Here is a 14,131-nt window from a genome sequence, read left to right on the forward strand (position 1 = left end):
ACAGCCCGCGGGCGGGCGGCCCTCCGCGCGACCGCCCGGCACCCGCGGCTGCGGCCGCGGCCGGGCACCGCCGACATCCCGAGACCACCGAGCAGACATGGAGCAGGACGTGCCCCGTCAGGTGTTCCTCTACGACCAGCCGGACCGGTTCGTCGCCGGTACGGTCGGACTGCCTGGGCGCCGGACCTTCTTCCTCCAGGCAAGCGCGGGCAGCCGGACCACGAGCGTCGCTCTGGAGAAGACCCAGGTCGAGGCACTCGCCGAACGCATAGACGAACTGCTGGACGAGGTGGTGCGCCGCACCGGGGGCAACGCCCCCGTACCCGCCGTCGCCCCCGCCGAGGAGGCCGACACCGAGCCGCTCGAAACGCCGGTGGAGGAGGAGTTCCGCGTCGGCACCATGGCGCTGGCCTGGGACGGCGAGGACGAGTGCATGATCGTGGAGGCGCAGGCCCTCGTCGAACTGGAGGCCGGGTCCGACGAGGATCTGGCCGAGGCCGAGGAGAAGCTTCTGCAGGACGAGGAGAACGGCCCGCCCGTGCTGCGGGTGCGCCTCACCGGCAGCATGGCCCGCGCGTTCGCCAAGCGCGCGATGGACGTGGTCAACGCCGGCCGGCCGCCCTGCCCCCTGTGCAGCCTGCCGCTCGACCCGGAGGGACACGTATGTCCGCGCCAGAACGGATACCGCCGGGGCCTGTGACCTCCGCGGAGACGGCCGGCCCGGCGGACGGGGCGCCCGCCGGCGGCCCGCCCGGCGCCCTCGCTCTGCTGTCGCGCGGCGAACTGACCGTGGACGGCCGGGTCGGCGGCGCTTCGAACACCGTGCTGCGCTGCACCGCCGAACTCGACGGGCGGCGCGCGGCCTGCGTCTACAAGCCCGTCGCCGGTGAGCGCCCGCTCTGGGACTTCCCCGACGGCAGCCTCGCCCGCCGCGAGACGGCCGCCTACGAGGTCTCCCGGGCCACCGGCTGGGATCTCGTGCCGCCGACCGTGCTGCGGGACGGTCCCTACGGCGAGGGCATGTGCCAGCTGTGGATCGAGGCGGACCCGGAGACCGCGCTGCTGGCCCTGGTCGAGGCCGAGGAGCCCGGGCCCGGCTGGCGGGCGGTCGGCTTCGCGGACGTGGGGGAGGGGCGCACCGCCCTGCTCGTCCACGCCGACGACCCCCGGCTGCGCCGGCTCGCCGTGTTCGACGCGGTCGTCAACAACGCCGACCGCAAGGGCGGCCATCTGCTGCCCGACGCGGGCGGCCGGCTCCACGCCATCGACCACGGCGTGACGTTCAACGCGGAGGACAAACTCCGCACCCTGCTGTGGGGGTGGGCCGGGGAGCCGCTGCCCGCGGAGGCGGTCGGGGTGCTGGAGCGGCTGGCGGAGGAGCTGGCCCCCGGCGGCCCGCTGGCCGGCCGGCTCGCCGAGCTGATCACCCCCGCCGAGACGGACGCCGTCCGGACGCGGGTGGCCCGGCTGCTCCGCACGGGGCGCCACCCGGAACCCGGCGGCGACTGGCCGGCGATCCCCTGGCCGCCGATCTGAGCCCCGGCCGGTCCGCCGGGCCGATGTGCCGGGAGGGGCCGCCGGGCCGGGCCGCCGAACCGTCGTCCCGGCGCGTCGTGACGGCAGGCCGTACGGGAGGGCATCCCGCCGGCCCGCGCGCAAGACGGCCGATCCGGCCAGGTGCGGCAGCCGGTTCGTATCCGGACAGTGCATCCGGTTACGCTCATGACATGTATGCCTGGCCCGCTTCCGAGGTCCCCGCCCTGCCCGGCCGTGGCCGCGACCTCCGGATCCACGACACCGCGACCGGGGGGACGATCACCCTCGACCCCGGTCCCGTAGCCCGCATCTACGTCTGCGGCATCACCCCGTACGACGCGACCCACCTGGGTCATGCGGCGACCTACACCGCGTTCGACCTCGTCCAGCGCGTATGGCTCGACACCAAGCGGCAGGTCCACTACGTCCAGAACGTCACCGATGTCGACGATCCGCTGCTGGAGCGGGCCGTCGCCAACGGTGACGACTGGACCGAGCTCGCCCGGCGCGAGACCGCCCTCTTCCGCGAGGACATGACCGCCCTGCGGATGCTGCCGCCGCGCCACTACATCGGCGCCGTCGAGGCCATACCCGGCATCCTGCCGCTGGTCGAGCGGCTCCTGGAGAACGGTGCCGCCTACGAGCTGGAGGGGGACGTCTACTTCTCGGTCCAGGCCGACCCGGACTTCGGCGAGGTCGCCGGGCTCGACGCGGAGACGATGCGGCTGCTCTCCGCCGAGCGCGGCGGCGACCCGGACCGCCCCGGCAAGAAGGACCCGATCGACCCCATGCTCTGGATGGCCGCGCGGGAGGGCGAGCCCAGCTGGGACGGCGGGAGCCTCGGCCCCGGCCGGCCCGGCTGGCACATCGAGTGCGTGGCCATCGCCCTGGACCACCTCGGCATGGGCTTCGACGTCCAGGGCGGCGGCTCCGACCTGGCCTTCCCGCACCACGAGATGGGCGCCTCGCACGCCCACGCGCTCACCGGCGAGCGCCCCTTCGCCAAGGCGTACGTCCACGCCGGGATGGTCGCCCTGCACGGCGAGAAGATGTCCAAGTCCAAGGGCAATCTGGTGTTCGTCTCCGCGCTGCGCCGCGAGGGCGTGGACCCGGCGGCGATCCGGCTGGCCCTGCTCGCCCACCACTACCGCTCCGACTGGGAGTGGACCGACGGAGACCTGGCCGAGGCCACGGCCCGGCTGAACCGCTGGCGCGCGGCCGTCTCCCGGCCGGACGGGGCACCGGCCGGCGCCCTCGTCGAGGAGATCCGCGCGGCGCTGGCGGACGACCTGGACGCCCCGGCGGCCCTCGCCGCGGTGGACCGCTGGGCCGCCGGCCAGGAGGCCACCGGCGGTACGGACGAGTCGGCGCCCGGACTGGTGTCCCGCGCCGTGGACGCGCTGCTGGGCGTGGCCCTCTGAACCCGGCCGCCCGCTCATCCCGCTCATGAGGAACGGGGCGCCCCCGGCACCGGGAGCGCCCCGTTTTTCGGCGGGCCCGCCGCTACTCGTCCTCGGGGCCCGGGCCGTCCTCGGTGTCGCCGCTGCCGGAGTTCCCGGAGCCGGCGCCGGACGGGCCGCCGTCCGCGTCCCCGTCCCTCTCCCGGTCCGTGCGCTCCCGGCCCGCGCGTCCGCGGCCGCGTGGGCGGCTCCGGCCGCCGCGGCCGTTCCCGGTCTTCCCGCGGCCACCGGTTCCGTCCTCCCCGGCCTCGTCCTTCCCCGCGGCACCCCGGCCGGGCCCGCCCTCCGCGGTGCCGCGGCCCTCTTCCGTGCTCTCCCCGTCCGCCGGGTGGCCGGACGCGTCACCGGCCGTGTCCTCCGGCGTGACGGGCTTCGCCGGGCGCCCGGTTCCCGCCGAGGGGTCCCGCAGATACGCGCCGCTGTCCCGCCCCTCCGGCGTGGAGCCGGTCTCGGTGGCGTGGCCGCCCGGCGCGGTGCCCGGCCTGCCGTCCCGCCGCCGCAGATAGCGTTCGAACTCCCGCGCGATCGCCTCACCGGACGCCTCCGGCAGCTCGGCGGTGTCCCGGGCCTCCTCCAGCGTCTGCACATACTCGGCGACCTCGCTGTCCTCGGCCGCCAGCTGGTCCACGCCGAGCTGCCAGGCCCGCGCGTCCTCCACCAGTTCCCCGGTGGGAACGCGCAGCCCGATCAGGTCCTCCAGCCGGTTGAGGAGGGCGAGCGTCGCCTTGGGGTTGGGCGGCTGGGACACGTAGTGCGGCACGGCCGCCCACAGGCTGACCGCCGGCACCCCCGCGTGCGTGCACGCCTCCTGGAGGACGCCGACAATGCCCGTGGGGCCCTCGTAGCGCGTCTCCTCCAGGTCCATGGTGCGGGCCAGCTGGGGGTCGGAGGTGACGCCGCTGACCGGAACCGGACGGGTGTGCGGGGTGTCGCCGAGCAGCGCGCCCAGGATCACGATCATCTCGACGCCCAGCTCGTGCGCGAAGCCGAGGAGTTCGTTGCAGAACGAGCGCCAGCGCATGCTCGGCTCGATACCGCGGACCAGCACCAGATCGCGCGGTTTCTCTCCGCCGACCCGGACCACGGAGAGCCGGGTGGTGGGCCATGTGATCTTGCGGACCCCGTCTTCGAGGAAGACGGTCGGACGGTTGACCTGGAAGTCGTAGTAGTCCTCCGCGTCGAGCGCCGCGAAGACCTCGCCCTTCCACTCCCGGTCGAGGTGGACGACCGCGGCGGAAGCGGCGTCGCCCGCGTCGTTCCAGCCTTCGAACGCGGCCACCATGACCGGGTCGATCAGCTCGGGAACCCCCTCGAGCTCGATCACCCAGCGCCTCCTTCCGCCGCGGCCGGGGGCGCTTCCCCCGGCACCCCGGCTGCTGTTCCGTCACGTGCGGCACCCAGCCTACGGCTTCCGGCGCGGCCGTCGGCAGGCCAAGGCGGGGGACACGGAATCCGTCCGCGTCCCGGGCCGGACGGACGCCGCACCCCGGCCGCGCCGGGGTGCGGCGTCCGCTCCGCACGGGGAGAACCTGCCCGGCGGGAGGGCGTTCACGCGCCGATGGGGATCCGCAGCAGCTGCCCGGGGACGATCACGTCCGGGTCGGTGAGCTGTGGGTTGGCCCGTACGATGCGCGGGAAGAGGCGGGCTTCGCCGTAGTGGGCCCGGGCGATGGCCGACAGGGTCTCGCCCCGCACCACGGTGTGCTCGCGGTAGCCGATGTAGCCGGGCACGATCCGCGGGCCGTAGATCACGGGGACGGTCACCAGGTTGATCTCCTCGCCGTCCGCGGCGCTGACCTCGAAGACCTGGACGTACAGCCGGTCCAGGGTGAAGGCCGCCTTGCTGACGTCGGCCTGCACCTGGAACTGCCCGTGCTCGCCGGTTCCGCCGCCGACCGTGAAGTACCCGGTCACCTCGTCGTGGCCCTCGCCGACCCGGTAGCTGAGATTCGCCTCGAACCCGGTGCCGACTCCCGCGATGAGGACGGGGTCGCCGACCAGGTCCCACTCCCGCGGCTGGTCGATGCGGTTCGTCATCGTCGAACGCCCCCCTCTGTTGTGGTGATGGCCCTTCACCCCTGGAGTACCGAACCCACGGACGGTCAAACGCCGTCCGTGCCACTGCTGTTCGAGTGGCGAACGCCGCGGGCCCCCGGGGAGCCGGACGGGGTGGCGGAGGGAGGCGGTGGGAGGCCCGCGCCGTGCGGCCGCCTCCCTCCGGTCACGGCCCGCTCAGCCCGCGCGGGCGGCCAGGATCTCCTCCACCCGGGCGCGGACCTCCGGGGTGTCCAGACCGCGGACCGTGAGGGTGGTCCGGCGGCGCAGCACGTCGTCGGCCGTCTCGGCCCACTCGTGGTCGCGGGCGTAGACGACCTGGGCCCAGATCTCCGGCCCGTCCGGGTGGATGCGCTCGCCGAGCGCCGGGTCCTCGTCGGCGAGCCGGGCGATGTCGAGCGCCAGCGAGCCGTAGTGGGTGGCCAGCTGGCGTGCCGTCAGCGGGTCCATCCGGGAGCCGGGCTCCCGGCTGACCAGCAGCCGGTGCGCCACCGCGTTCGGATTGGCGATCCCCGGCAGCGGCACCCGGCGCGGCAGCTGCGACAGCGGCTCCATGTCCTCGGCGAGCGCCCCGTCCGGCAGCGAGGCCAGCTTCCGCATGACCACCCGGCCGATGTGGCGGTATGTCGTCCACTTGCCGCCCGCGACGGACAGCATGCCGCCCCGGCCCTCGGTCACCACCGTCTCCCGCTTGGCCTGCTCCACGCCGCCGGGGCCGCCGGGCAGCACCCGCAGGCCGGCGAAGGCGTAGGTCAGCAGATCGGGGGAGAGGTGCTCGTCGCGCACCGAGTGGGCGGCCTCGTCCAGGATCTGGGCGATGTCGGTCTCGGTGGCCCGGACGTCCGCCGGGTCGCCCTCGTACGGCTCGTCGGTGGTGCCGAGCAGCAGCTGGTCCTCCCAGGGGAGGGCGAACGTGATGCGGTACTTGTCGATCGGCGTGGCCATGGCGGCCCGCCACGGCGCCTTCCGCCGCAGCACCAGATGCGCGCCCTTGGAGAGCCGGATGCTGGGGGCGGAGTTCTTGTCCTCCATCCGCCGCAGCCGGTCGATCCAGGGACCGGTGGCGTTGAGGACGAGACGGGCGTCGACGCCGAACTCGGTGCCGTCCAGCCGGTCCCGCAGCTCGGCGCCGGTGACCCGGCCGCGGGTGAAGCGCAGCCCGGTCACCTCCGCGTGGTTGAGGACCGCGGCACCGGATCCGGCGGCCGCCCGTACGGTCATCACGGCGACCCGGGAGTCGTTCATCTGGTGGTCGCCGTAGACGGCCACGGCCTTGAGGTTCTCGGTGCGCAGCGCCGGGTTGGCGGCGGCCGCGCGGGCCGGGGATATGACCCGGCCCACGCCGTCGCCGAAGGCCGAGAGCGCGGAGTAGGCGAAGACGCCCGCGCCGAGCTTGGCCGCGCCGTGCGGACCGCCCTTGTAGACCGGCAGGTGGAAGGTGAGCGGGTTGACCAGGTGCGGGGCCACGTCCCGGGCCAGCACTCGCCGTTCGTGGTGGTTCTCCGCCACCAGCTTGACCGCGCCGGTCTGCAGGTAGCGCAGACCGCCGTGGACGAGCTTGGAGGAGGCGGAGGAGGTGGCGCCGGCGAAGTCGCCGGCGTCCACCATCGCCACCCGCAGACCCGACTGCGAGGCGTGCCAGGCGACCGAGGTGCCCAGGATGCCGCCGCCGATCACCAGCAGGTCGTAGGTTCCCCGGGAGAGCCGGTCGCGGGTCTCGGCGCGGCCGCCGGGCCGCGGGGCCGCGGCCGGGGAGTCTCCGGTGGCCGGAGGGCTCTGCGGGATCGGGATCGTCATCGGACTCAGTGCTCCTGTTCGTCGTTCTCGAGCCAGCCCATGGTCCGTTCCACGGCCTTGAGCCAGTTCTTGTACTCGCGGTCCCGGTCCGCCGCGTCCATCCGGGGCGTCCACTCGGCGGCGCGGCGCCAGTTGGCGCGCAGCGCGTCGGTGTCCGGCCAGTAGCCGACGGCGAGTCCGGCCGCGTAGGCGGCGCCGAGGCAGGTGGTCTCGGCGACGAGCGGGCGCACCACGGGGGCGTCCAGGACATCGGCGAGGGTCTGCATCAGCAGGTTGTTCGAGGTCATGCCGCCGTCGACCTTGAGGGAGGCCAGCTCGGTACCGGAGTCCTTGCGCATGGCGTCGGTGATCTCCCGGGTCTGCCAGGCGGTGGCCTCCAGGACGGCGCGGGCGATGTGGGCCTTGGTGACGTAGCGGGTGAGGCCGGCGATCACGCCGCGGGCGTCGTCGCGCCAGTACGGCGCGAAGAGCCCGGAGAAGGCCGGGACGAAGTAGGCGCCGCCGTTGTCCTCGACGGAGCTGGCGAGGGTCTCGATCTCCGCGGCGCTGTTGATCAGCCCCATCTGGTCGCGCATCCACTGGACGAGCGCGCCGGTGATGGCGATCGAGCCCTCCAGCGCGTACACGGGCGCCTGGTCGCCGATGCGGTAGCCGACCGTGGTGACCAGCCCGTGGTACGAGTTGACGGGCTCCCCGGCGGTGTTCATCAGCAGGAACGTTCCGGTGCCGTAGGTGGACTTGGCCTCGCCCTTCTCGAAGCAGGTCTGGCCGAACAGCGCCGCCTGCTGGTCGCCGAGGGCCGAGGCCACGGGCACCCCGGCGAGCGCGCCGCTGCTCGCCTCGCCGTACACCTCCGCGGAGGAGCGGATCTCCGGCAGCACGGCGGCGGGCACGCCCATCGAGTGCAGGATCTTCGGGTCCCACTGAAGGGTGTGGAGGTTCATCAGCATGGTGCGGGAGGCGTTGGTGACGTCGGTGACGTGGACGCCGCCGTCCGGGCCGCCGGTGAGGTTCCAGATGACCCAGGAGTCCATGGTGCCGAAGAGGATCTCGCCGGCCTCGGCGCGCTCGCGCAGGCCGTCGACGTTGTCGAGCAGCCAGCGGATCTTCGGTCCGGCGAAGTAGGAGGCCAGCGGCAGGCCGGTGTCGCGGCGGAACCGGTCCTTGCCGACGTTGCGGCCGAGCTCGCGGCAGAGCGCGTCGGTCCGGGTGTCCTGCCAGACGATGGCGTTGTGCACCGGCTCACCGGTGGCCTTGTCCCACAGAAGAGTGGTCTCTCGCTGGTTGGTGATGCCGATCGCCGTGACGTCGGCGGCGGTGATCCCGGCCTTCTCGACGGCGCCGTCGACGACCTGCCGGACGTTCGTCCAGATCTCGGCGGCGTCGTGTTCCACCCAGCCCGGCTTGGGGAAGATCTGCTCGTGCTCCTTCTGGTCGACCGCGACGATCCGTCCGTCGGTGTCGAAGACGATGCAGCGGCTGGAGGTGGTGCCCTGGTCGATGGCGGCGATGAAGGGGCCGGCGGTGTGCGCGTCGGTCACGGTGTGCTCCTGGAGTCCGATGGCGGGAGGGGCGTGCGGGACGTACGGGACGGGGGTGGCGCAATGCTCCGGTGCGTGGGGTGCGTACGGCGCTCGTGGTGCGGACGGGGGTCAGGGGATCAGGCGAAGGCGAGCTGGTAGATCCCGCCGGCGAGGGCGCCGCCGAGCAGTGGGCCGACCACCGGTACCCAGGCGTAGCCCCAGTCGGAGCCGCCCTTGTTCGGCAGCGGCAGCAGCGCGTGCACGATCCGGGGACCGAGGTCGCGTGCCGGGTTGATGGCGTAACCGGTCGGACCGCCGAGCGAGAAGCCGATACCGGCCACGACGAGGGCGACGATCAGCACGCCGGTGCCCGACACGCCCAGACCCTCGGTCAGGCCCAGGGTGAGGACGGAGAGGACGAGCACGGTGGTGGCGATGGTCTCGGTCATCAGGTTCTGCACGGCGTTGCGGATCTCCGGGCCGGTGCAGAAGATGCCGAGCACGGGTCCGGCGGCCGGGGCGTTGTCCTGCTCGACGAGCCCCTCCGGGCCGGTCCGGGCCTCGGCCAGGACCTGCGGGTCGGTCAGGTGGTCACGGAAGTGGCCGTAGTAGGTCAGCCAGACCAGGGCGGCGCCGATCATCGCGCCCAGCATCTGCGAGGCGAAGTAGAGCGGCACGTCCGACCACTCGGTGGTGCCCTGGATGGCCAGGCCGAGGGTGACCGCCGGATTGATGTGCGCGCCGGATACGCCGACCGCGATGTAGGCGCCGGTGAGGACCGCGAAGCCCCACCCGAGGGCGATGGCGATCCAGCCGGCGTTGAGGGCCTTCGAGCGCTTGAGGGTGACGGCGGCCACGACGCCGCCGCCCATGAGGATGAGTACGGCGGTCCCGATGGTCTCGCCGATGAAGATGTCGGAGCTGGACACCCGCGACTCCTTTGTCCTTCGTCCAGGGGGCAGGACGGGCCCGGGGTCCCACCCGTGGCCCGTGCCCTCGATGAGGGCGGTCACCGGTCGGCGGCTGGCGGCACCGTGATCAATATTGTCGTTAGGCGTTCGACAATGCCGACCGGAGAACGGCAGTTTTCTTCACGGGTCCCAGCACGTCAAGAGCCCGCGGGCGAAAAAGCCGCCGATCCGACCCGTGCGTAGAGCAAGGGTGACAGAGGGTGTTCAGAATCGCCCGGCGCCGAGATCCCGGGAAACCGCCCGGGCGCAATCCCGCACCGCCGCGACCAGCCGCGATTGCAGCTCCGCACCGTCGCAGACCCGCTCCACCGCTCCGGTGACGCCCACCGCTCCGACGGGCATCCGCCGCCGGTTGTGGATGGGCGCGGCCACGGAGGCCACTCCGGCCCAGGTCTCCTCGATGTCGGAGGCCCAGCCCCGGGCCCGGGTCAGGTCGAGGACGGCCTCGAACTCCTCCGCCCCGGTCACCGTGCGGCCCGTGAAGGCCTCCCGACCGCCCTCCACGGCCTCGGCGTGCGCCACCGGGTCGTAGGCCGCCAGCACCTTGCCCAGCGCCGTGCTGTGCAGCGGCTGCATGGCGCCGACCTCCAGGACCTGCCGGCTGTCGTCCGGCCGGAAGACGTGATGCACGATCAGCACGCCGCTCTGGTGGAGCACCCCCAGGTGGACGCTCTCCCCGCTGGACCGCGCCAGGTCGTCGGTCCACACCAGGGCCCGCGCCCGCAGCTCGTTGACGTCCAGATAGCTCTGGCCCAGCCGCAGCATCTCGGCGCCGAGCTGGTAGCGGCCCGAGGCCGGGTCCTGCTCGACGAAGCCCTCCTGCTGGAGCGTGCGGAGGATGCCGTGCGCGGTGCCCTTGGCCAGTCCCAGCGCGGCGGCCACCTCGGACAGGCCGAGCCGGCGCTCGCCGCCCGCCAGGAGCCGCAGCATCGCCGCGGCCCGCTCCAGGGACTGGATGGTCCGAGCCATCGGGCAACCTCCATCGTTGCGGATTCGGCAATGCTGAACAGTATCGGCCTATGCCGACCCGGGGGTACCGCACCGGGAACCACCCGGCGGAATCCCCGGCGGCTGCCCGTGGCCGGAACATAGTCCGCCCAGTGGAACGCCCCGGACCCCGGGCACCATGACGGCTACGCTGACCGGGTGCGCTCTCCGCATGAAGGGCGCAAAGCCGACAGCCGTCGCACCTCAGGGAGTTTTCCATGGGCTCGATCCAGCCATCGACCAGCAGCACCGACCGCGTCTCCGCGCTGAGGGAGGCACTGGCCACCCGGGTGGTCGTGGCGGATGGGGCGATGGGGACGATGCTCCAGGCGCAGGAGCCGACCCTGGAGGACTTCGAGCAGCTGGAGGGCTGCAACGAGATCCTGAACGTCACCCGCCCCGACATCGTGCGCTCGGTCCACGACGCGTACTTCGCGGTGGGGGTGGACTGCGTGGAGACCAACACCTTCGGCGCCAACCACGCCGCGCTCGCCGAGTACGACATCGCCGACCGGATCTTCGAGCTCTCCGAGGCCGGGGTGCGGATCGCGCGCGAGTCGGCCGACGCCTTCACCGCCGGGGACGGCCGCCCGCGCTGGGTCCTGGGCTCGATGGGCCCGGGCACCAAGCTCCCCACCCTCGGCCACGTGCGCTACGGCGTGCTGCGCGACGCCTACCAGCAGAACGCCGAGGGCATGATCGCCGGCGGCGCCGACGCGCTCCTGGTGGAGACCACCCAGGATCTGCTGCAGACCAAGGCCGCCGTGCTCGGCGCCCGGCGCGCGCTCCGGGAGACGGGCACAGACCTCCCGGTGATCGTGTCCGTGACGGTGGAGACCACCGGCACGATGCTGCTGGGCTCCGAGATCGGCGCGGCGCTCACCGCCCTGGAGCCGCTCGGCATCGACATGATCGGCCTGAACTGCGCCACCGGCCCCGCCGAGATGAGCGAACACCTGCGCCATCTGGCCCGCCACGCGCGGGTCCCGCTGTCCTGTATGCCCAACGCCGGGCTGCCCGTGCTGGGCAAGGACGGCGCCCACTACCCCCTCACCCCGGCCGAACTGGCCGACGCGCAGGAGACCTTCGTCCGCGAGTACGGGCTGTCCCTGGTCGGCGGCTGCTGCGGCACCACCCCCGAGCATCTGCGCCAGGTCGTCGAACGCGTCCGGGACCTGACCCCCGCCGCGCGGGAGCCGCGTCCCGAGCCGGGCGCGGCCTCGCTCTACCAGAGCGTGCCGTTCCGGCAGGACACGGCGTACCTGGCGATCGGGGAGCGCACCAACGCCAACGGCTCCAAGAAGTTCCGCGAGGCCATGCTGGACGGCCGCTGGGACGACTGCGTGGAGATGGCCCGCGAGCAGATCCGCGAGGGCGCCCACCTGCTGGACGTCTGCGTGGACTACGTCGGCCGTGACGGCGTCGCCGACATGGAGGAGATCGCCGGCCGCTTCGCCACCGCCTCCACCCTGCCGCTGGTGCTGGACTCCACCGAACCCGCCGTCATCCGGGCCGGGCTGGAGAAGCTAGGCGGCCGCGCCGTCATCAACTCCGTCAACTACGAGGACGGCGACGGGCCGGAGTCGCGCTTCGCGAAGATCACCCAGCTCGCGGTGGAGCACGGCGCGGCGCTGATCGCCCTGACCATCGACGAGGAGGGCCAGGCCCGCACCCCCGAGCACAAGGTCGCCGTCGCCGAGCGCCTGATCGCCGACCTCACCGGCACCTGGGGCGTGCACAAGAGCGACATCCTCATCGACTGCCTCACCTTCACCATCGCCACCGGCCAGGAGGAGTCCCGCAAGGACGGCCTGGCCACCATCGAGGCGATCCGCGAGCTCAAGCGCCGCCACCCGGACGTCCAGACCACCCTGGGCCTGTCGAACATCTCCTTCGGGCTCAACCCGGCCGCCCGCGCGGTGCTCAACAGCGTCTTCCTGGACGAGTGCGTCAAGGCCGGGCTCGACTCCGCCATCGTCCACGCCTCCAAGATCGTGCCGATCGCCCGGCTGGAGGAGGAACAGCGCGAGGTCGCCCTCGATCTGATCTACGACCGGCGCCGCGAGGGCTACGACCCCCTGCAGCGGTTCCTGGAGCTGTTCGAGGGCGTGGACAGCAAGTCGATGAAGGCGGGCCGGGCCGAGGAGCTGGCCGCCCTGCCGCTGGACGAGCGCCTGCAGCGCCGCATCATCGACGGCGAGCGCAACGGCCTGGAGGCCGACCTCGACGAGGCCCTGCGCGAGCGCCCCGCCCTGGAGATCGTCAACGACACCCTGCTGGCCGGCATGAAGGTCGTCGGCGAGCTGTTCGGCTCCGGACAGATGCAGCTGCCGTTCGTGCTGCAGTCCGCCGAGGTCATGAAGACGGCCGTGGCCCATCTGGAGCCGCACATGGAGAAGGCCGAGGGCGAGGAGGGCAAGGGCACCATCGTGCTGGCCACCGTCCGCGGCGACGTCCACGACATCGGCAAGAACCTGGTCGACATCATCCTCTCCAACAACGGCTACACCGTCGTCAACCTCGGCATCAAGCAGCCGGTCTCCGCGATCCTGGAGGCCGCGCAGGAACACCGGGCCGACGTCATCGGCATGTCCGGCCTCCTGGTCAAGTCCACCGTGATCATGAAGGAGAACCTGGAGGAGCTCAACCAGCGCAAGCTGGCCGCCGACTACCCCGTCATCCTCGGCGGCGCCGCCCTCACCCGCGCCTACGTCGAGCAGGACCTCCACGAGATCTACCAGGGCGAGGTCCGCTACGCCCGGGACGCCTTCGAGGGCCTGCGGCTGATGGACGCCCTGATCGCCGTCAAGCGCGGTGTCCCCGGCGCCGCCCTCCCCGAACTGCGGCAGCGCCGGGTCCCGCGGCGCGACCTGGAGATCGCCGAGCCGGAGCCGGCGGAGGGCGTCCGCTCCGACGTCGCCACCGACAACCCCGTGCCCACCCCGCCGTTCCGCGGCACCCGGGTCGTCAAGGGCATCCAGCTCAAGGAGTACGCCTCCTGGCTGGACGAGGGCGCGCTCTTCAAGGGGCAGTGGGGGCTCAAGCAGTCCCGCACCGGCGACGGCCCCACCTACGAGGAACTGGTGGAGAGCGAGGGCCGCCCCCGGCTGCGCGGCTGGCTCGACCGGCTCCAGACGGAGAACCTCCTGGAGGCCGCCGTCGTCTACGGCTACTTCCCCTGCGTCTCCAAGGGCGACGACCTGATCATCCTGGGGGAGGACGGCGCCGAGCGGACCCGCTTCACCTTCCCCCGCCAGCGCCGCGGCCGCCGGCTCTGCCTGGCGGACTTCTTCCGGCCGGAGGAGTCGGGCGAGACCGATGTGGTCGGCCTGCAGGTCGTCACCGTCGGCTCCCGGATCGGCGAGGAGACGGCCAAGCTCTTCGCCGCCGACGCCTACCGCGACTACCTGGAACTCCACGGCCTCTCCGTCCAGCTGGCGGAGGCCCTGGCGGAGTACTGGCACGCCCGCGTCCGCGCCGAACTCGGCTTCGCCGGGGAGGACCCGGCGGCCATGGAGGACATGTTCGCGCTCAAGTACCGCGGTGCCCGCTTCTCCCTGGGCTACGGGGCCTGCCCCGACCTGGAGGACCGGGCGAAGATCGCCGGACTGCTGGAGCCCTCGCGGATCGGCGTCGAGCTCTCGGAGGAGTTCCAGCTCCACCCCGAGCAGTCCACCGACGCCATCGTCATCCACCACCCCGAGGCCAAGTACTTCAACGCCCGGTAGGGCGGAGCCCCTCCCGTCCGCCGCCCGTACCCGCCCCGCGCCGCCCGGGCGGGTAGGGGCGGCGGGTGACCCGG

At 73.0% G+C, this 14,131-nt stretch carries 10 protein-coding genes; 4 read left to right on the plus strand and 6 right to left on the minus strand.

Annotation, left to right across the window (positions count from 1 at the left end):
* The first annotated feature begins 109 nt into the window (after positions 1-109).
* The 3 genes from E4N63_RS26715 to mshC all read left to right on the plus strand — a co-directional run bounded on the left by E4N63_RS26715 (position 110) and on the right by mshC (position 2,957).
* A complete protein-coding gene (locus E4N63_RS26715; protein WP_043463501.1) occupies positions 110-700 on the plus strand; it encodes a DUF3090 domain-containing protein in 591 nt (196 codons plus the stop codon).
* On the plus strand, positions 664-1,536 hold the full coding sequence (locus E4N63_RS26720) for an SCO1664 family protein (protein WP_125623913.1): 873 nt from the start codon (positions 664-666) through the stop codon (positions 1,534-1,536). The genes E4N63_RS26715 and E4N63_RS26720 overlap by 37 nt, the downstream gene beginning before the upstream one ends.
* A gap of 191 nt (positions 1,537-1,727) precedes the next feature.
* Positions 1,728-2,957, plus strand: coding sequence for a cysteine--1-D-myo-inosityl 2-amino-2-deoxy-alpha-D-glucopyranoside ligase (mshC, locus tag E4N63_RS26725; RefSeq protein ID WP_125623912.1), 1,230 nt, complete (start codon positions 1,728-1,730; stop codon positions 2,955-2,957).
* 82 nt (positions 2,958-3,039) lie between these two features.
* On the opposite strand, the gene E4N63_RS26730 is transcribed toward mshC, so the two are convergent.
* The 6 genes from E4N63_RS26730 to E4N63_RS26755 form a co-directional block, all read right to left on the minus strand.
* Entirely contained in the window at positions 3,040-4,320 is a 1,281-nt protein-coding gene (locus E4N63_RS26730) for a PAC2 family protein (protein ID WP_230241858.1), read from the minus strand.
* Between the two features lie 224 nt (positions 4,321-4,544).
* Positions 4,545-5,033 carry a LysM peptidoglycan-binding domain-containing protein gene (locus E4N63_RS26735; RefSeq protein WP_125623910.1) on the minus strand — a complete coding sequence of 163 codons (489 nt, stop codon included), beginning with the start codon at positions 5,031-5,033 and terminating at the stop codon, positions 4,545-4,547.
* Between the two features lie 195 nt (positions 5,034-5,228).
* Positions 5,229-6,848: a glycerol-3-phosphate dehydrogenase/oxidase gene (locus E4N63_RS26740; RefSeq protein ID WP_125623909.1), complete on the minus strand. Its 1,620-nt coding sequence runs from the start codon at positions 6,846-6,848 to the stop codon at positions 5,229-5,231.
* Between the two features lie 5 nt (positions 6,849-6,853).
* Entirely contained in the window at positions 6,854-8,389 is a 1,536-nt protein-coding gene (gene glpK, locus E4N63_RS26745; protein WP_125623908.1) for a glycerol kinase GlpK, read from the minus strand.
* A 119-nt stretch (positions 8,390-8,508) separates the two neighbouring features.
* Positions 8,509-9,300 (minus strand): MIP/aquaporin family protein, encoded by a 792-nt coding sequence (locus E4N63_RS26750; RefSeq protein WP_125623907.1) that lies wholly within the window; start codon positions 9,298-9,300, stop codon positions 8,509-8,511.
* Positions 9,301-9,546: 246 nt separating this feature from the next.
* On the minus strand, positions 9,547-10,311 hold the full coding sequence (locus tag E4N63_RS26755; RefSeq protein WP_125623906.1) for an IclR family transcriptional regulator: 765 nt from the start codon (positions 10,309-10,311) through the stop codon (positions 9,547-9,549).
* A gap of 236 nt (positions 10,312-10,547) precedes the next feature.
* Here E4N63_RS26755 and metH point away from each other — a divergent pair, with 236 nt between their 5' ends.
* A complete protein-coding gene (metH, locus tag E4N63_RS26760) occupies positions 10,548-14,057 on the plus strand; it encodes a methionine synthase (RefSeq protein ID WP_230241859.1) in 3,510 nt (1,169 codons plus the stop codon).
* The last annotated feature ends 74 nt before the right edge of the window (positions 14,058-14,131 follow it).

This window comes from Streptomyces sp. MNU89 (genome assembly GCF_020982505.1).
GTDB classification, from domain to species: domain Bacteria; phylum Actinomycetota; class Actinomycetes; order Streptomycetales; family Streptomycetaceae; genus Streptomyces; species Streptomyces xinghaiensis.

Coding starts and splice junctions, on each gene's coding strand:
- E4N63_RS26740 (WP_125623909.1), bottom strand. CDS start 6,848: ATGACGATCCCGATCCCGCAGAGCCCTCCGGCCACCGGAGACTCCCCG.
- E4N63_RS26720 (WP_125623913.1), top strand. CDS start 664: ATGTCCGCGCCAGAACGGATACCGCCGGGGCCTGTGACCTCCGCGGAG.
- mshC (WP_125623912.1), top strand. CDS start 1,728: ATGTATGCCTGGCCCGCTTCCGAGGTCCCCGCCCTGCCCGGCCGTGGC.
- E4N63_RS26755 (WP_125623906.1), bottom strand. CDS start 10,311: ATGGCTCGGACCATCCAGTCCCTGGAGCGGGCCGCGGCGATGCTGCGG.
- E4N63_RS26735 (WP_125623910.1), bottom strand. CDS start 5,033: ATGACGAACCGCATCGACCAGCCGCGGGAGTGGGACCTGGTCGGCGAC.
- metH (WP_230241859.1), top strand. CDS start 10,548: ATGGGCTCGATCCAGCCATCGACCAGCAGCACCGACCGCGTCTCCGCG.